The 18191-nt window shown below is 63.0% G+C and carries 17 protein-coding genes; 5 read left to right on the top strand and 12 right to left on the bottom strand.

Going from position 1 to position 18191, the window contains the following annotated elements; genetic code table 11:
- Nucleotides 1–45: 45 nt before the first annotated feature.
- Nucleotides 46–2712 carry an alanine--tRNA ligase gene (gene alaS, locus NKJ93_RS04070; RefSeq protein ID WP_352587935.1) on the bottom strand — a complete coding sequence of 889 codons (2667 nt, stop codon included), beginning with the start codon at nucleotides 2710–2712 and terminating at the stop codon, nucleotides 46–48.
- A 258-nt stretch (nucleotides 2713–2970) separates the two neighbouring features.
- Nucleotides 2971–4068: a recombinase RecA gene (recA, locus tag NKJ93_RS04075; protein WP_023717366.1), complete on the bottom strand. Its 1098-nt coding sequence runs from the start codon at nucleotides 4066–4068 to the stop codon at nucleotides 2971–2973.
- Nucleotides 4069–4345: 277 nt separating this feature from the next.
- Between recA and NKJ93_RS04080 the strand changes: the two genes are divergently transcribed.
- Nucleotides 4346–5278, top strand: coding sequence for a carbohydrate kinase family protein (locus NKJ93_RS04080; protein ID WP_352587726.1), 933 nt, complete (start codon nucleotides 4346–4348; stop codon nucleotides 5276–5278).
- A 34-nt stretch (nucleotides 5279–5312) separates the two neighbouring features.
- Here the strand turns inward: NKJ93_RS04080 and NKJ93_RS04085 are convergent, their stop codons facing one another.
- Nucleotides 5313–5636 (bottom strand): TfoX/Sxy family protein, encoded by a 324-nt coding sequence (locus tag NKJ93_RS04085; protein WP_023717364.1) that lies wholly within the window; start codon nucleotides 5634–5636, stop codon nucleotides 5313–5315.
- Between the two features lie 90 nt (nucleotides 5637–5726).
- On the opposite strand from NKJ93_RS04085, the gene NKJ93_RS04090 reads away from it, so the two are divergent.
- Entirely contained in the window at nucleotides 5727–6224 is a 498-nt protein-coding gene (locus tag NKJ93_RS04090) for a GFA family protein (protein WP_352587729.1), read from the top strand.
- A gap of 229 nt (nucleotides 6225–6453) precedes the next feature.
- Here NKJ93_RS04090 and sufA read toward each other — a convergent pair whose 3' ends face one another.
- The 7 genes from sufA to NKJ93_RS04125 form a co-directional block, all read right to left on the bottom strand.
- The gene (gene sufA / locus NKJ93_RS04095) at nucleotides 6454–6834 is read right to left on the bottom strand and encodes a Fe-S cluster assembly scaffold SufA (protein ID WP_352587732.1); all 381 of its coding nucleotides are present in this window, start codon (nucleotides 6832–6834) and stop codon (nucleotides 6454–6456) included.
- 110 nt (nucleotides 6835–6944) lie between these two features.
- Nucleotides 6945–7337 (bottom strand): SUF system Fe-S cluster assembly protein, encoded by a 393-nt coding sequence (locus tag NKJ93_RS04100; RefSeq protein ID WP_023717362.1) that lies wholly within the window; start codon nucleotides 7335–7337, stop codon nucleotides 6945–6947.
- The gene (locus NKJ93_RS04105; protein WP_352587735.1) at nucleotides 7330–8583 is read right to left on the bottom strand and encodes a cysteine desulfurase; all 1254 of its coding nucleotides are present in this window, start codon (nucleotides 8581–8583) and stop codon (nucleotides 7330–7332) included. Before NKJ93_RS04105 ends, NKJ93_RS04100 begins: the two co-directional genes overlap by 8 nt.
- 53 nt (nucleotides 8584–8636) lie before the next feature.
- On the bottom strand, nucleotides 8637–9905 hold the full coding sequence (gene sufD / locus NKJ93_RS04110; protein WP_352481178.1) for a Fe-S cluster assembly protein SufD: 1269 nt from the start codon (nucleotides 9903–9905) through the stop codon (nucleotides 8637–8639).
- 43 nt (nucleotides 9906–9948) lie between these two features.
- Entirely contained in the window at nucleotides 9949–10704 is a 756-nt protein-coding gene (gene sufC, locus NKJ93_RS04115) for a Fe-S cluster assembly ATPase SufC (RefSeq protein WP_352481179.1), read from the bottom strand.
- Nucleotides 10705–10734: 30 nt separating this feature from the next.
- Nucleotides 10735–12252, bottom strand: a complete 1518-nt coding sequence (gene sufB, locus NKJ93_RS04120) for a Fe-S cluster assembly protein SufB (RefSeq protein WP_023717358.1) — start codon at nucleotides 12250–12252, stop codon at nucleotides 10735–10737.
- Nucleotides 12253–12439: 187 nt separating this feature from the next.
- Nucleotides 12440–13603 carry a cysteine desulfurase family protein gene (locus NKJ93_RS04125; RefSeq protein WP_352587738.1) on the bottom strand — a complete coding sequence of 388 codons (1164 nt, stop codon included), beginning with the start codon at nucleotides 13601–13603 and terminating at the stop codon, nucleotides 12440–12442.
- Nucleotides 13604–13841: 238 nt separating this feature from the next.
- Between NKJ93_RS04125 and NKJ93_RS04130 the strand changes: the two genes are divergently transcribed.
- Together NKJ93_RS04130 and NKJ93_RS04135 are read left to right on the top strand one after the other, a co-directional pair.
- Complete coding sequence (locus NKJ93_RS04130) at nucleotides 13842–14516, top strand: alpha/beta hydrolase (protein WP_023717356.1); 675 nt, start codon at nucleotides 13842–13844, stop codon at nucleotides 14514–14516.
- A gap of 6 nt (nucleotides 14517–14522) precedes the next feature.
- On the top strand, nucleotides 14523–15173 hold the full coding sequence (locus NKJ93_RS04135) for an FMN-binding negative transcriptional regulator (RefSeq protein ID WP_352495791.1): 651 nt from the start codon (nucleotides 14523–14525) through the stop codon (nucleotides 15171–15173).
- Nucleotides 15174–15201: 28 nt separating this feature from the next.
- On the opposite strand, the gene NKJ93_RS04140 is transcribed toward NKJ93_RS04135, so the two are convergent.
- On the bottom strand, nucleotides 15202–15534 hold the full coding sequence (locus NKJ93_RS04140) for a lipid-A-disaccharide synthase N-terminal domain-containing protein (protein WP_023674681.1): 333 nt from the start codon (nucleotides 15532–15534) through the stop codon (nucleotides 15202–15204).
- On the bottom strand, nucleotides 15527–16255 hold the full coding sequence (locus tag NKJ93_RS04145; protein ID WP_352495790.1) for a glycosyltransferase family 2 protein: 729 nt from the start codon (nucleotides 16253–16255) through the stop codon (nucleotides 15527–15529). Before NKJ93_RS04145 ends, NKJ93_RS04140 begins: the two co-directional genes overlap by 8 nt.
- 458 nt (nucleotides 16256–16713) lie before the next feature.
- On the opposite strand from NKJ93_RS04145, the gene tyrS reads away from it, so the two are divergent.
- A complete protein-coding gene (gene tyrS, locus NKJ93_RS04150; RefSeq protein WP_352495789.1) occupies nucleotides 16714–17967 on the top strand; it encodes a tyrosine--tRNA ligase in 1254 nt (417 codons plus the stop codon).
- The last annotated feature ends 224 nt before the right edge of the window (nucleotides 17968–18191 follow it).

Genomic DNA, 18191 nt, shown 5'->3' on the forward strand with positions numbered 1-18191 from the left:
GCTGGGCGGCGCGCCATTTCGGCCGTGCCCGCCCCCGGTGCAGGTTCACGCCGCCTCGAGAGCCGCTTTCACCGCAGCGATCGCGTCTTCGGCCTTCGAGCCGTCCGGGCCGCCGGCCTGGGCCATATCGGGTCGACCGCCGCCGCCCTGCCCGCCCAAGGCCGCGGACGCGACGCGCACCAGATCGATTGCGCTGAAGCGGCCGGTCAGATCATCGGTGACCGCGACGACGACGCTCGCCTTGTTGTCCTCGCCGGCGCCGACAAAGACGACGACGCCGGAGCCGAGCGACTTCTTGCCGGCATCGGCCAGCGGCTTCAAATCCTTTGGCGAGACGCCCGATACCGCCTTGCCGAGAAAACCGACACCGGCAATCGTTTCGTTTTCCGCAGGCACACCGGCTGGCGAGCGATCGCCGAGCGCCAGTTTCTTGCGCGCCTCGGTCAGCTCCTTTTCGAGCTTCTTGCGCTCGTCGAGCAGTGCCTCGACGCGGGCCGGCACATCGGCCGGCGAAATCTTCAGCGCGGCGGCGGCCGCCTTCAGCCGCTTGTCCTGCTCGTCGAGATGCTTTCTGGCCGCCTCGCCGGTCAACGCCTCGATGCGGCGCACGCCGGCAGCGACCGCGCTGTCGGACACGATGCGCACCAGGCCGATATCGCCGGTCGCCCTAACATGGGTGCCGCCGCACAGCTCGACCGAATAGGGCCGGTTGGCCTTGGCGCCATGCAGGCCTGTGCCCATCGAAACGACGCGCACCTCATCGCCATATTTCTCGCCAAACAGCGCCATGGCGCCTTCGGCAATGGCGTCGTCGACCGACATCAGGCGCGTGGTTACAGCGCTATTCTGAACGACGATTTCGTTTGCCATGCGCTCGACCTCTTCGAGCTCGTCCGGCGAGATCGGCTTGTTGTGGGAGATGTCGAAGCGCAGACGCTCGGGCGCGACCAGTGAGCCCTTCTGCGCCACATGGGTACCCAGCACCTCGCGCAGCGCCTCATGGATCAGATGCGTGGCGGAATGGTTCGCGCGCAGCCTGGAGCGGCGCGCGTGGTCCACCCTCAGCTCGACGGTCGCGCCCGTCTTGACCGTGCCGTTGGCCACCTTGCCGACATGGACGAAAAGCCCATCGGCCTTCTTCTGCGTATCGGATATCTCGATCGAGAACCCGTCGCCTGAAATGACGCCGGTATCGCCCATCTGGCCACCGGACTCGCCATAGAACGGCGTCTGGTTGACAACCACGGCAACGGCGTCGCCTTTGCCGGCACTGTCGACGGTCTTGCCGTCCCTGACCAGCGCCTGGACGAGGCCTTCCGCCTGCTCGGTCTCATAGCCCAGGAATTCGGTGGCGCCGTTCTCCTCACGCACCGCGAACCATACCGTTTCGGTTGCGGCCTCACCGGAACCAGCCCAGCTTTTGCGCGCCTCCGCCTTCTGCCGCTCCATCGCCTCGGTGAAGCCGGCAAGGTTGACCGAGATGTTGCGCTGGCGCAGCGCGTCCTGCGTCAGATCGAGCGGAAAGCCATAGGTGTCGTAGAGCTTGAACGCTGTCTCGCCATCCAGCATGTCGCCGGAGACCAACTTTTCCGTCGCCTCCGAAAGCAAGCCCAAGCCTCGCACCAGCGTCTTGCGGAAACGAGTTTCCTCAAGCTTCAGCGTCTCGGTGATCATCTGCTCGCCGCGCACCAGTTCCGGGTAGGCTTGGCTCATCTCGCGGACCAGCGCCGGCACCAGCTTCCACATCAGCGGCTCATTCGAGCCGAGCAACTGCGCGTGGCGCATGGCGCGGCGCATGATGCGACGAAGCACGTAGCCCCGCCCTTCGTTGGACGGCAGCACACCGTCGGCGACCAGGAAGCAGGACGAACGCAAGTGGTCGGCGATGACGCGGAACGATGCGACGGTGTCCGCATCCGGACCGCGGCCAAGCGCCGACGACGCAGCGTCGATCAGGTGGCGGAACAGGTCGGTCTCGAAGACGCTTTCAACCCCTTGCAGGATGGAGGCCATGCGCTCGAGGCCCATGCCCGTGTCGATCGACGGACGCGGCAGGTCGACGCGCTCGTCCTTCGTCACCTGTTCATACTGCATGAACACCAGGTTCCAGAATTCGAGGAAACGGTCGCCATCCTCCTCGGGACTGCCGGGAGGGCCACCCCAGATGTGCTCGCCACGGTCGATGAATATCTCCGAACACGGCCCGCAAGGTCCGGTGTCGCCCATTGCCCAGAAATTGTCCGAGGTCGCGATGCGGATGATGCGATCGTCGGAAAGACCGGCGATCTTCTTCCAGTAGGAGGCGGCCTCGTCGTCGTTGTGATAGACGGTGACCAGCAGCTTGTCCTTCTTCAGCCCGAACTCCCTGGTGATCAGGTTCCAGGCAAGCTCTATGGCGCGCTCCTTGAAATAATCGCCGAAGGAGAAATTGCCGAGCATCTCGAAGAAGGTCAGGTGTCGCGCGGTGTAGCCGACATTGTCGAGGTCGTTGTGCTTGCCGCCGGCACGAACACTCTTCTGGGCAGTCGTCGCACGCGAATAGGGCCGCTTCTCCAGACCGGTGAAAACGTTCTTGAACTGCACCATGCCGGCATTGGTGAACATCAGCGTCGGGTCGTTGCGCGGCACCAGCGGGCTCGACGCGACGACCTCGTGACCTTCCTTGCGAAAATAGTCGAGAAATGCCGACCGGATCTCGTTGACGCCACTCATGAATACTGCCTTTTCGAGAGAACCGCCGGCTGCCGGCGGAAAATAGACATGGCCTTTTAGCGGTCGCACCGCAGCCTGTCCAGAAACACCAAATGGGCTCAAATCCCGGCTTTCACCGGCGCTTTGAAATGCGTCTGACTCGCCGTCAAACGCCAACCGCCGGCACGGGGCCGGCGGTTCAAATGTACCGATTACGCAAACTCAAAATCAAAACATCAAATCCGAACCTGGCTGACGCTCCGGGAGGCGTCGCTTTTCCTACATCGCCCCGGCGTCGTCCTCGAAACCGTCGTCGCTGCTTTCGGAGCCGCCGTTCTCAAGGAATTTCTCGGCGATCAATCCGGCATTCTGCCTCAGCGCCAATTCGATCTCGCGCGCCGTGTCGGGATTGTCGCGCAGGAACAGTTTTGCGTTTTCGCGGCCCTGGCCGAGACGCTGCGAATTATAGGAGAACCAGGCGCCCGACTTTTCGACCACGCCAGCCTTGACGCCGAGATCGACCAGCTCGCCGGTCTTGGAGACGCCCTCGCCATACATGATGTCGAACTCGACCACCTTGAAGGGCGGCGCCAGCTTGTTCTTGACGACCTTGACGCGGGTCTGGTTGCCGACGACCTCGTCGCGATCCTTGACCGAGCCGATGCGGCGGATGTCGAGGCGGACCGAGGCATAGAATTTCAGCGCGTTGCCGCCGGTCGTCGTCTCGGGCGAACCAAACATCACGCCGATCTTCATGCGGATCTGGTTGATGAAGATGACCATGGTGTTGGAGCGCGAGATCGAGGCGGTGAGCTTGCGCAGTGCCTGGCTCATCAGGCGGGCCTGCAGGCCGGGCAGCGAATCGCCCATCTCGCCTTCGATTTCGGCCCGCGGCGTCAGCGCCGCCACCGAATCGACCACCAGCACGTCGATGGCGCCGGAGCGCACCAGCGTGTCGCAGATCTCCAGCGCCTGTTCGCCGGTATCGGGCTGCGAGATCAGCAGGTTTTCGAGATCGACGCCGAGCTTGCGGGCATAGACCGGATCGAGCGCATGCTCGGCATCGACAAAGGCGCAGATGCCGCCCTTCTTCTGGGCTTCGGCCACCGTGTGCAGCGCCAGCGTCGTCTTGCCCGAGCTTTCCGGTCCGTAGATCTCGACGATGCGGCCGCGCGGCAGGCCGCCGACGCCAAGCGCGATGTCCAACCCAAGCGAGCCGGTCGGCACCGTTTCGATCTCGACGACCTGCTCGTTCGCGCCGAGCCGCATGATCGAACCCTTGCCGAAGGCACGCTCGATTTGCGACAGCGCCGCATCCAGAGCCTTTGATTTGTCCACCGCTTTGTCCTCTACAAGCCGCAAAGAATTCTGAGCCATGATACATCACCCCGTGGTCGTCAATGGAGGCCGGACAATCCCGCAATCCTTAAAAGAATGTACCTCGTTTGTTCTCATTTGTCAATGAGCCCCAAGGGTTTGAAAAATAACGGATATCCATATTTGTTCTATTTTTGTTTCACAATTTTGCTTCCGGACGTATCCCGCCTCGCATGCGGCGCCGTTGCCGTCACCATCCGAATCGCACCCGCGATTGCAGGGTTCCGCCCGGCGACCTAGTCTCCTCCCGGGCAACAGCAAAGGGCATTTTGCCGGCATGATGAAATCCCCGACGATCCTGGCCGTGGGTGGCGCCTATATCGAGCGGCGCGGCCGGGTTGCCGGCGCCTTCGTGCCGGCCGCTTCCAACCCCGGCACGATGCGCGAGCATGTCGGCGGCGCCGCCTTCAACGCCTTGCGCTGTGCGGTGCGGCGCGGCGTCTCGGCCTCGCTGCTTTCGGTGCGCGGCGGCGATGCCCTGGGCGACACGGTTTTACGCGCCGTCACCGACGCCGGCATTGCCGATTTGTCGGCGGTGTTCCTCGACCGCGCGACGCCAAGCCATACGATGCTGGTCGATAGCGACGGCGGGCTGATCGCCGGCCTTGCCGACATGGTGCTCTACGAGCTGGCGCTTCCCAAGCAGATCCGCCGCGCCAAGGTGCGCGAAGCGATCGATTCAGCCGACGCGGTGTTGTGCGACGCCAACCTGCCGTCTTCCGCAGTGGCGCGGCTGGCTGCTCTCGCCGCCGGCAAGCCGGTGTTTGCGCTTGCCGTCTCGCCCAGCAAAGCGGCGCGGCTGACGCCGGTGCTTAACCTTCTGGCACTCGCCTTCATGAACCGGCACGAGGCCGGCGTGCTCGCCGGCGTCGACATCGATGCTGATGATCAAGGCATCGTCGACGGCCTGAGACGCGCCGGTCTGAAAAGCGGCGTGGTGACCGCCGGCGATGATCCAGTGCTCGGTTTCGACGAAACCGGCGCATTTTCGATCCTGCCACCGCCGATACACAAGCGGGCGGATATGAGCGGCGCCGGCGACGCGCTGGCAGGTGCCACGATCGCCGCCCGGCTGCGCGGCCTGACGCTGCGCGCGGCACTGTGCGAAGGCGTTGCCGCAGCTATGCTCACCGTCGAGAGCGCCGCTTTCACCAGCGCCGGCTTTGCCGAAGCGCTGGCGCTCGTGCCCGAGGCGCGGAACCTGGCGTGAAATGCGGCCCAGAATTGCCGAAGCATGGTGCAGCCTATTTGCCGGCGCGCCGTCCTGCCTCGTAGGCGCGGCGCGCCCAGATCGCCATCTCGTCGGGATCGTCGAACGCGCTGTCGGGAACGCTCCAATAGGGCATCGACACCAGCTTTCCGTGGCGCGAGCCGGTATAGGTCCATTGCCGGCAGCCGGCCGCTTCGAAATCCGGGGCGCTTTCGGCGTCGGCCTTCAGCATCAATTCGCCACGGATGACAATGGCGACGATGACGCCATCGAAATAGATGCCCTTGCCGCCGAACAGCTTGCGGATGCTGACCGGGCCGAGGCCTTCGAAAAGCTCTTCTATGCGCTCGTTGTCCATGGCGCGATCATGTCACCGGGATTTCCCCTTGTCATCGCCGCTACCGGCACCATCCTGACAAGTTCAGAATCAGTTTCATCGGAGTTTTTCATGCCGCTTCTGCTCCAAGGGTCCTGCCGGTGCAATGCCGTGCGTTTCGAGGTGGAAAGCCACACGCCGGTGCCGTTCATGCTGTGCTACTGCTCGATCTGCCGCAAGCAGCAGGGCGGCGGCGGTTTCGCCATCAATCTCGGCGCCGATTACGAGACGCTGAAAATCGAGGGCAAGCGCCATCTCGGCGTCTACCGGGCCGAGATCGAGGACGACGAGCACCCGCAACGCGAGATCTCGACGGGCGAACGGAACTTCTGCACGAAATGCGGGACGGCACTCTGGCTCTACGATCCAACCTGGCCGGAGCTGGTGCATCCGTTTGCCTCGGCAATCGACACAAACCTGCCGAAGCCGCCGGAGAAGGTGCATCTGATGCTGAAATACAAGGCGAACTGGGTCGAGCCCGATATCGGCAAGGGCGACAAGGTCTTCGATGTCTACCCGGAAGAGTCGATCGCCGACTGGCACAAACGAACCGGGATGTGGGTGGATTAGCGTTTCTTCTCCCCGTTCGCTATCGCGTATGGGCAAGCGCCCCCTCACCCGGATTGCCAACCGAATTGCGAAGGGCAATCCGGGGCAATCCGACCTCTCCCCGAGGGGAGAAGAAGTCGCCAGCGCTGGCGCCAGCCTCTTCTCCCCATCGGGGAGAAGGTGGCCCGAAGGGCCGGATGAGGGGGCCTCCCCGTATGCGATTGCCGCCGGGAACGGCGAAGGAAAAGCCTTAGGCCGAAGCGCGCGCCTCGGCCAGTGCCTTCAGATCGGCGGGCTTCAATTCGACCGATTCGCCGCAGCCGCAGGCCGAGCTCTGGTTCGGGTTGCGGAAGGTGAAGCCGGTGCGCAGCGTCGTCTGCTCGAAATCCATCTCGGTGCCGAACAGGAAAAGCGCTGCCTCAGGCACGACATAGACGTGGGCGCCGTCGCGCTCGATATGATCGTCCTTAGTGTTGGGCTCGGTCACCAGGTCGACCGTATATTCCATGCCGGCGCAGCCGCCCTTCTTGATGCCGAGGCGAATGCCATGCGCATTCTCACGGGTCGCGACGATCTCGCGCACCCGGTCGGCAGCCTTTTCGGTCATCGTGATGACGGCAAAGCGTCCCATTCTTTCCTTCTCCATTGCGCGCAGGTTCAAGGTCTGCCGAATGATTCCTCACCTAAAATGGTGAAGTTTTGTACCCGGCGCAAGTGCGCCAGCCTTTGGCTGGTCGGATGCTAGTACCACCCCACCGCTACCTGTGCCTCTTCCGACATGCGGTCGGGCGACCAAGGCGGGTCGAAGGTCATGTTGACCTCGACGCCGGAAACGCCTTCGACGGCGCCGACGGCGTTTTCGACCCAGCCCGGCATTTCACCGGCCACCGGGCAGCCCGGCGCGGTCAGCGTCATGTCGATCTTGACCGAGCGGTCGTCCTCGATGTCGATCTTGTAGACGAGGCCAAGCTCGTAGATGTCGGCCGGGATTTCGGGGTCATAGACCGTCTTCAGCGCCGAGACGATGTCGTCTGTCAGCCGCGCCAATTCGTCGGCGGGGATTGTCGATCCGGAAACCGCCGCATTGGTCGTCGTTTCCGAATTGGTCTCGGCGGTGTGGCTGGCATCATCCATGGTCGTCACCGAAGAACTTTCGCGCCTTTTCCAGCGCATCGGCCAAAGCATCGACTTCGGCCCTGGTATTGTACATGCCGAACGATGCCCTGCATGTGGATGTTACGCCGAAGCGTTTCAACAGCGGCTGGGCGCAATGCGTGCCGGCGCGGACGGCCACGCCTTGCCGGTCGATGACCATCGACACATCATGCGCGTGGATGCCCTGCAGCTCGAACGAGATGATGGCGCCCTTGCCAGGCGCATCGCCGAAGATGCGCAGCGAGTTGATGGCGCGCAGTTTTTCATGCGCATAGTCCTTCAGATCGGCCTCATGGGCGGCGATGCGCTCGCGTCCGATCTTTTCCATGTATTCCAGCGCCGCACCCAGCCCGATCGCCTGGACGATCGGCGGCGTGCCGGCCTCGAAACGGTGCGGCGGGTCGTTGTAGGTGACGATGTCTTGCGTCACCTCCTCGATCATTTCGCCGCCGCCCATGAACGGGCGCATCCGCTCCAGAATATCCTTCTTGCCGTAGAGCACGCCGATGCCCGACGGGCCATAGACCTTGTGGCCGGTGAAGACGAAGAAATCGCAGTCGAGATCCTGCACGTCGATCGGCATATGCACGGCGCTCTGGCTGCCGTCGACCAGCACCGGAATGCCGCGGGCGTGCGCAATGCGCACGATCTCCTTGATCGGCGTGACCGTGCCCAGCGCATTTGACATATGGGTAATGGCAACCAGCTTGGTGCGGTCGGTCAGCCGTTTTTCGAATTCCTCGATGTGGAAGACGCCGAGATCGTCGACCGGCACCCAAACCAGTTTTGCGCCCTGCCGCTCGCGGATGAAATGCCACGGCACGATGTTGGAGTGGTGCTCCATGATCGACAGCACGATCTCGTCGCCTTCGCCGATATTGGGCATGCCGAAGCCATAGGCGACGGTGTTGATCGCCGCCGTGGTGTTCGAGGTGAAGACGATGTTGTCGGTGCTCGGCGCGTTGAGAAATCTCTGTACTATCTTGCGCGCGTTCTCATAGGCGTCGGTCGCGGCGTTCGACAGGAAATGCAGGCCGCGATGGACGTTGGCGTATTCCTGGGAATAGGCGTGCTGGATGGCGTCGAGCACAGCCTGCGGCTTCTGCGCCGAGGCGCCATTGTCGAGATAGACCAGCGGTTTGCCGTAGACTTGCCGCGACAGGATCGGGAAGTCGCGGCGGATCGCCTCGACGTCGTAGGGAATGTTTTCGACTTTCTGGTCCATCACAAGCTCTCTCGAGGCATCGCCTCATTCCGTCCAGCACCCCTCGGCCAATTCTACCCGTGCGTCAAAAACCAATCGTCGAGCCGTCGTTCCAGCGCCTCGACGATGGCCTCGTCGTCCAGTTCCTCGATCACTTCGGCGACGAAGGCCTTGACCAGCAGGCCGCGCGCGGTCTTCTCGTCGATGCCGCGCGCCATCAGGTAGAACAGATGGCTGTGGTCGATCTCGGTGACGGTCGCGCCATGGCCGCAAACGACGTCGTCGGCGAAGATTTCAAGCTCCGGCTTGGTCGAAAACTCACCGTCGTCCGACAACAGCAGCGTGTTGCAGGCCATCTTGGCGTTGGTCTTCTGCGCATATTGGTGGACGTTGATACGACCCTGGAAGACGCCGCGCGCCTTGCCGGTCACCACGTTGCGGATGACTTCGGTCGAGGCGGTGTGCGGCACGGCATGGTCGAGCACCATGGTGACGTCGGTATGGGTGTCGCCGGCCAAAAGATTGATGCCGCGCAGCGTGAAGTCGGCGCCCTCGCCGGTCGTCCTCACGACGACCTCCTGGCGCACCAGCTTGCCGCCGGCATTCATGACGAACAGCGTCAGTTTCGAATTCTTGCCGAGATGCGCCTTGAACTGGGCGAGATGTGTTGCCGTATCCGGCTGCTCCTGCACGATGAGCCATGTCACTTCGGCGCCCTCGCCAAGCACAAGCTGGCTGACCGAGCTGACCAGCGCCGCCCCCTCGCCCGCCTGGCGCTCGACGATGACAGCCTTGGCGCCGGCACCGACGCGGACGGCCAGGCGTACATGCGTCTGTCCACCGGCCTGCAAATTCTGCAGCTCAAGCGGCTTTTCCAGTTCGGCACCGTCGGCGATGTCGACGAAATAGCCGTCGGCGACAAAGGCGGTGTTCAGCGCGCCGATCGCGTCATCGGTGCCATAGGGATCCAACCCCGGCGCGATGCTGCCGTCGGTCAGCTTCTCCGACAGGCGCTGTACGGCGACGCCTTCGATATCGGGCAGTTTCGCGCTCGAAACCCCGTTCAGGACCGGCAAAACCGAGGAGTCTTCGACGATCGGCGCAATGGCTTTCGCGACCGCTGCCGGATCGAAGTCCGGCACCGAGGTCAGCAGCCGGCGCAGGTCCGTATAATGCCAGGATTCGATGCGCCGCGTCGGCAGGCCGCCCTTGATCGCCTCGATGGCGTCGTCGCGCTTCAGCATCACCGCGCCGTCGCCGGGCAGCAGCGACAGCCGCTCGCCAAAGGCGTCGATCAGCGCCGTTTCGGCCAATGTTCGCTGGGGTGTCGTGTGCATGTTCATCAGTATCGCCTTGTTTGGCTTGCCTTCCGGGCCTGCTGGCATCTCACGCGGCTTGCCCGATCACGCCGGCATAGCCATTGGCCTCGAGGTCGAGCGCCAGCGACTTGTCGCCCGACTTGATCACCTGGCCTCTGTAGAGCACGTGCACCGTATCCGGCACGATGTATTGGAGCAGGCGCTGGTAGTGGGTGATGACGACGATGGCCCGGTCCGGCGAGCGCAGCGTGTTGACGCCGTCCGCGACGATCTTCAGCGCATCGATGTCGAGGCCGGAATCGGTCTCGTCGAGGACGCACAGTTTCGGCTCGAGCAGCTTCATCTGCAGGATCTCGGCGCGCTTCTTCTCGCCGCCGGAAAAACCGACATTGAGCGGCCGCTTCAGCATCGCCATATCCATGTTGAGCGAGGCGGCCGCTTCCTTCACGCGCTTGAGGAATTCCGGGATCTTCAGCGGTTCCTCGCCGCGCGCCTTGCGCTGCTCGTTCATCGCCACTTTCAGGAATTCCATGGTCGCCACGCCCGGTATCTCCATTGGATACTGGAAGGCGAGGAAGATGCCGGCAGTAGCGCGCTCGGCCGGATCCATTTCGAGGATCGACTGGCCGTTGTAGAGGATGTCGCCTTCGGTGACCTCATAGTCCTCGCGGCCGGCGAGGATGTAGGACAGCGTCGACTTTCCCGAGCCGTTGGGACCCATGATAGCGGCAACCTCGCCGGCCCTGACCGTCAGGTTCAGGCCGCGGATGATCTCGGTGCCGTCATCGACGATGCGGGCGTGCAGGTTTTTTATCTCAAGCATTTTTTCTTTTTCCTGAAAATTCTTATCCGGTCAGCCGACCGAGCCCTCGAGGCTGATGCCGATCAGCTTCTGCGCCTCGACCGCGAATTCCATCGGCAGCTGCTGGATGACGTCCTTGACGAAGCCGTTGACGATCAGCGCGATCGCCTCTTCTTCCGGGATGCCGCGCTGCATGACGTAGAACTTCTGGTCGTCGGAAATCTTCGAGGTGGTCGCCTCATGCTCGAACTGCGCCGTCGAATTCTTGGCTTCCATGTAGGGCACGGTGTGCGCGCCGCACTGGTCGCCGATCAGCAGTGAATCGCAGTTGGTGAAGTTGCGGGCGTTGGTCGCCTTGCGGTGGGCCGAGACCTGGCCGCGATAGGTGTTCTGCGAAAAGCCGGCGGCAATGCCCTTGGAGATGATGCGGCTGGACGTGTTCTTGCCGAGATGGATCATCTTGGTGCCGCTGTCGACCTGCTGGTAGCCGTTCGACACGGCGATCGAATAGAACTCGCCGCTGGAATCGTCGCCGCGCAGGATGCAACTCGGATATTTCCAGGTGATGGCGGAGCCGGTCTCGACCTGCGTCCACGAAATCTTCGAGCGATGGCCGCGGCAGTCGCCGCGCTTGGTGACGAAATTGTAGATGCCGCCCTTGCCCTCGGCGTCGCCGGGATACCAGTTCTGCACCGTCGAATATTTGATCTCGGCATCGTCGAGTGCGATCAGCTCGACCACCGCGGCGTGAAGCTGGTTCTCGTCGCGCTGCGGCGCTGTGCAGCCTTCGAGATAGGAGACGTAAGCCCCCTCCTCGGCGATGATCAGCGTGCGCTCGAACTGGCCGGTGTTCTTCTCGTTCATGCGGAAATAGGTCGACAGTTCCATCGGGCAGCGCACGCCCTTGGGGACGAAGACGAAGGAGCCGTCGGTGAACACCGCCGAATTCAACGTTGCGTAGAAATTGTCGGAGGTCGGCACGACCGAGCCGAGATATTTCTTCACCAGCTCCGGATGCTCGCGGATCGCTTCCGAGATCGAGCAGAAGATGACGCCGGCCTGCGCCAGCTCCTTCTTGAAGGTGGTGACGACGGAGACCGAATCGAACACCGCGTCGACAGCGACACGGCCCGACTTGTAGACATTGTCGCTGGCTTCTTCGAGCTCCGAGGCATCGGTCTTCTGCACGCCGGCGAGGATCTCCTGTTCCCTGAGCGGAATGCCGAGCTTCTCGTAGACCTTCAGCAGTTCGGGATCGACGTCGCTGAGCGAGGTCGGTCCGGGCGTGCTCTTGGGCGCCGCGTAATAGTAGAGGTCCTGAAAATCGATCTTGGGATAGTGGACGCGCGCCCATTTCGGCTCGTCCAGCGTCAGCCAGCGGCGATAGGCTTCCAGGCGCCATTCCAGCATCCAGGACGGCTCGTCCTTCTTCGCCGAAATGAAGCGGATAATGTCTTCGCTCAGGCCCTTGGGGGCCTTGTCCATCGCGATTTCGGTCTGGAATCCGTATTTATACTGGTCGACATCGATCTTTCGAACTCGATCGATCGTCTCCTGCACAGCAGGCATCAGCGTTCTCCATCCACGCCGGGGTCAAGGCCCGGCAGTTTTCAAACTATGGCACCGCAAGCGAGCACCCCTGGGCACCCGAAGTGGCGTAAGTTTCATATAGTGCGTTCATGCCGGAAATTCACCCGGCCAAATGCGAACGCACGGCTCTACCAGGCCGTAAGGCCCAAATGTCACGTTGCCGCGCTCAGGCGGCCTTTTCCCTGTTTGCCCGCCGCGCGACGATCGTCGCCAGCGCCGAACGGAACAGCTCGATGTCTTCAGCGCCGGTCGCGTGACCGATCGACACACGCAACGCGCCAAGGCTGTCGCCATAACCCATGGCCTTCAGCACGTGACTAGGCCCGACCTTGCCCGATGAACAGGCCGATCCGGCCGACAGCGCCACACCGGCCAGGTCGAAGGCGATCTGCGCCGTCTCGGCCTTGATGCCGGCAATAGCGAAGAATGTGGTGTTGGCAAGCCTTGGCGCGCCGGTCCCGAAGAATTCGGCATCCGGAACCAGCGTTTTCACGATCGCCTCGATTTCGTCGCGACGTTGCCGCACCGCATCGATCGTTTGCAAGCCGGCAAGCGCCTCACGCGCCGCCGCGCCAAACCCGGCAATCGCCGCCAGGTTTTCGGTGCCGCCGCGATGGCCCTTTTCCTGGCCGCCGCCGCTGACCAGCGGCTTCGGCATCATCAAGTCCGACGCCGCGACAATGGCGCCGACGCCCTTGGGGCCGCCGATCTTGTGCAAGGAGAGAATCAGATAATCGGCGTAACCCGTTGACATATCGAGCGGAATGCGGCCGGCCGCCTGCACGGCATCGACCACCAGGATGCCACCCGCCGCCTTGACGATTTCAGCAATGCGGCCAACCGGCTGGATCACGCCGGTCTCGTTGTTGGCGGCGTGGATGGCTACCAGCGGCAAGCCGTCGGCCTTGTCATGCGCACCGAGCGCTGCCGCCAAGGCGTCGAACCTGACGATGCCATCGGCGTCGACGCCGATCCGCGTCAGCTGCGCGGCCGGGAAGCGCCCGCCATTCAGCAGGCAAGGATGATCGGCCTCGGACACGTAAAGCCGGCTCATGCGGATGGCGCCGCGCCCCATCTGCCAGTCCGGCGTCAGCAGCGTCGAGGCCGCTTCCGTAGCGCCAGAGGTGAACACGACATGCTCGGCTTTGGCGCTGACCAGTCGCGCCACCTCGCGCCTGGCATCCTCGATCAGCCGCCGTGCAGCGCGGCCCTCGGCATGGACCGAGGACGGGTTGGCGGCGACGTCGAGCGCAGCGACCACGGCCGCGCGCGCCGAGGCAAGCAGCGGCGCGCTGGCGTTGTAGTCGAGATATGCGCGTGCTCCGGCCATTTCCGTCCAACTGGTCCCTTCAAAAGCCGTTTCGCGAAGATAGCGCGTTATTTCCTTGAAATTGCAAGGCAAGACGTCCTATTTACGCGGCTTGCGGCGCGGGTGGCCGAGCCACAGTTTTTGGCCGCCCAGTTTTGAACAATTCTAAACTAGCTTCTAGAAAGACGCTCGCCCTGCGTCAAGGCCAGAGGAAAAGTTGTTCCGGGCGCCGCGCAATTTATGCCAAGTGGAGTATTTCATGCCTGAGGTCATTTTCACCGGTCCGGCCGGCCGCCTGGAGGGTCGTTATCAGCCCTCGAAGGAAAAGAGCGCGCCGATTGCCATCGTCCTGCACCCGCACCCCCAGTTCGGCGGCACGATGAACAACAAGATCGTCTACGACCTCTTCTACATGTTCCAGAAGCGCAATTTCACCACGCTGCGCTTCAATTTTCGCGGTATCGGCCGCAGTCAGGGCGAATTCGACCACGGCACCGGCGAGTTGTCTGACGCCGCCGCGGCGCTCGACTGGGTGCAGTCGCTGCATCCAGATTCCAAGAGCTGCTGGGTCGCCGGCTATTCGTTCGGCTCGTGGATCGGCATGCAGCTCTTGATGCGCCGGCCCGAGATCGAAGGCTTCATCTCGATCGCGCCGCAGCCCAATACCTATGATTTCTCGTTCCTGGCGCCATGCCCGTCGTCCGGCCTGATCATCCATGGCGACGCCGACAAGGTCGCGCCGCCAAAGGACGTGCAGGGCCTGGTCGACAAACTGCACACGCAAAAGGGCATCACCATCACCCAGAAGACCTTGCCCGGCGCCAACCATTTCTTTGCCAACCATGCGGAGCTTTTGATCGAGGAATGCGCGGACTATCTCGATCGCCGGCTGGCCGGGGAGCTGTCCGACCCACGGCCGAAGCGGCTGAGATAGTCGGCGATGTACCAACCGCCTCACTTCCAGGAAACACGGCCGGACGTCCTGCACGGGCTGATCCGGGCGCATCCGCTTGGCCTGCTGGTGTCGAACGGCACCGAGGGGCCGGTCGCCAACGCAATTCCCTTTCTTCTAGACGCCGATGTGCCGCCGAACGGCAGGCTGCGCGCCCATTTGGCCAAGGCCAATCCGCAATGGCGGCTTTTGGCCGACAATCCCCTGGCGCCGGTGCTGGTCGTCTTCCAGGGCGCCGATGCCTATGTGACGCCGTCCTGGTATGAGACCAAGCGTGAAACCGGCAAGGTGGTACCGACCTGGAACTACGCCATCGTCCAGGTGCGCGGCATCGTCAAGGTGATCGAAGACCAGGATTGGTTGGCCGAGCAGATTTCCGATCTGACGATGTCGCAGGAGGGCAATCGCGCGGCGCCGTGGGCGGTGACCGATGCGCCGGCCCCCTTCATCCAGTCCCAGATCAAGGGCATTGTCGGCCTGGAGATCGCGATCACCGAAATCAGCGGCAAATGGAAAGTCAGCCAGAACCGGCCGGCCGCCGACCGCGTCGGCGTCGCCGAGGGGCTCGAGAGCGAGACCGTCAACTCGGCCGATATGATCGAACTGGTAAGGTCCTACGGCGGGCTGGACGGCAAGTAATCTCGATCGGCTTAGGCCGGTTGCGGGCTCAATCGACCTTGGTCATCGCCGCCTTGCGCTCGTTGGCGATCAGCCAGAGATTGCGGATATAGATCAACAGGCCCATGGCCTGGCCGGCGATGAACACCGGATCCTGACGCTGGATGGCGTAGATCAGCAGCAGGCCGCCGCCGAACAGCGAAAAAAACCAGAAGGCGATCGGCACGACACTGCGCTTGGCCTTTTCCGACGCCACCCACTGCACCAGAAAGCGCATGGTGAAGAAGAACTGGGCGACGAAGCCGAGCAGGACCCAGGCATCGAATTGCTTGACGAAAACATCGTGAAGCCAGGTCGCCAATTCCTGAAGCACGTTACCCATGCCTGATTTCCTCTACTTTGGGCATTCTGCGGCGCCTGCGGCGCAGCCACCAGACGCCGGCAAGATCGAGCACGCCCTGCAGGCCGCGATCGAAGATGCCGTAATTCGATTTGCCGTGGCGGCGGGAGCGGTCGACGACGTCGCAATGGACGACGCGGTAGCCCTCCTGGATGACCAGCGCCGGAACAAAGCGGTGGGTGCCGTCGAAGAACGGCAATTTCCTCAAAATATCGGTATGGATCGCCTTGAGGCCGCAGCCGGTATCCCGCGTCTCGTCATGCAAGATGGCCTTTCTCAGCCCGTTGGCGAAACGCGACGCCAGCTGCTTGATCTTGCTGTCGCGGCGCTTCAGACGCTGTCCCTGCGCAGCCCCGACGTCGGGACCAGCCTGCCGGAGCGCGTCGATCAACACTGGGATATAGCCGGGATCGTTCTGGCCGTCGCCGTCGATGGTGGCGATGATATCGCCGCGCGCTGCCCAGGCGCCCGAGCGTACCGAGAGCGACTGGCCGGCGGATTTCGCATGCCTGAGGTGGCGCAGCGGAAACGCGCGAAGCGCCGCCTGAGCGGCAAGGACCGAAGGCGTGTCGTCGGTCGAGCCATCGTCGACGACGATGACCTCGAAGTCGCGCCCAGCCATGGCAGCGCCGATCTCGTCGAGCAGAAGCGGCAGGTTCGCCGCCTCGTTCCGGCAAGGAATGACGATGGATATCTCCGGCATCTCGACTCTGTCACAGGATATGGCATTCGATCGATGCCGCGCGGTCCAGCGGATGAGGCCCGCTGGTGCGGCGCCTCATTACGCCAGCCGAAACGAGGACGCAAGCAGGCGCGCCGGAAGTGAAGGATGATCGCTTCAGGTTTGGATGGCCTCTCACGTTACCCGTTCCGGGGAGAGCCGCTTGTCTCGCGACGCGCGGCTCTCCCTTCTCCCTTGTGGGAGAAGGTGTCGCCGAAGGCGACGGATGAGGGGTGCTCCAGCTTGGCACCAACCGCGCTCTGTCCAGCACCCCTCAACCGTCTTGGCGCTGCGCGCCAGTCCACCTTCTCCCACAGGGGAGAAGGGAAGAGGGCGCGCTAAAACCGGATTCCACTTTTGCTGATCGCGCTTGAGTGCTAAACGCCCGCCTTCATGCATAGCCGAGCCACGTTCGGCCGGAAGCCTTTCAGGAAAGAAAAATGTCCGCCTTCAAATCCGATTTCCTGCGCACGATGAGCGAGCGCGGTTTCATCCACCAGACCTCGGACGATGCCGCCCTCGACCAGCTTTTCGCCACGGAAACGGTGAGCGCCTATATCGGCTTCGACGCGACCGCCAGGAGCCTGCATGCCGGGTCGCTGATCCAGATCATGATGCTTTACTGGTTGCAGCAGACCGGCCACCGGCCGATCGCGCTGATGGGCGGCGGCACCTCGATGATCGGCGATCCGTCGTTCAAGGACGAGGCGCGCAAGCTTTTGACGCCGCAGGACATCGAGAACAATCTGGCCGGCATCCGCCGCAACTTCATTCCCTACCTCAAATTCGGCAGCGGCCCCAACGACGCCGTCATGATCAACAATGCCGACTGGCTGATGGATATCAACTACGTCAATTTCCTGCGCGATGTCGGCAGGCATTTTTCGGTCAACCGCATGCTGGCCTTCGATTCGGTCAAGCTCCGGCTGGACCGCGAGCAGTCGCTGTCGTTCCTCGAATTCAACTACATGATCTTGCAGGCCTACGACTTCGTGGAGCTCTACAAGCGCCTCGGCTGCCGGCTGCAGATGGGCGGCTCCGACCAGTGGGGCAACATCGTCAACGGCATCGATCTCGGCCACCGCATGGAAGGCGCGCAGCTTTATGCGCTGACGACGCCGCTGCTCACCACTTCGTCCGGCGCCAAGATGGGCAAGTCGGCCTCGGGCGCGGTCTGGCTCGATGCGGAGATGTTGAGCCCGTACGAGTTCTGGCAATATTGGCGCAATACCGAGGATGCCGATGTCGGCCGTTTCCTGAAGCTCTACACGACCTTGCCGCTCGCCGAGGTCGCGCGCCTCGAACGGCTCGGCGGCTCGGAGATCAACGAGGCCAAGAAGATCCTCGCCACCGAAATCACCGCCATGCTGCATGGCCGCGAGGCGGCGGAGGAGGCCAGCGAAACGGCGCGCAAGACATTTGAGGAAGGCGCGCTCGCCGAAACACTGCCGACCGTCGAGGTGGGCAGGGCCGAGCTCGAAGCCGGCGTCGGAATATTGTCGCTGTTCGTCACCGCCGGGCTGGCTGGGTCAAACGGCGAGGCGCGGCGGCATATCCAGGGCGGCGCCGTGCGCCTCAACGACCAGCTCGTTGCCGACGATCGCAGGATGGTGACGCTGCAGGATATGGGCCTGGAAAATGTCGCAAAGCTGTCGCTCGGCAAGAAGAAGCACGTTCTGGTGCGGCCGGTTTGACGCGCAACCGTTGGTGCCGGCGGGACAGCGCCCCCCTCTGTCCTGCCGGACATCTCCCCCACAAGGGGGGAGATCGGCTTTCGCGCCGGCTTTCGCCAATCTACAACGTTGCAGGAAGAGCGCAGCGTGGAAGCTGCCAATCTCCCCACTTGTTGGGAGATGTCCGGCAGGACAGAGGGGGCGCGAAGGATCACTACAGAGCGTCGGTGTCCACCCGCCTACCC

The organism is Mesorhizobium sp. M0028, assembly GCF_040323855.1.
Classification (GTDB): Bacteria; Pseudomonadota; Alphaproteobacteria; order Rhizobiales; family Rhizobiaceae; genus Mesorhizobium.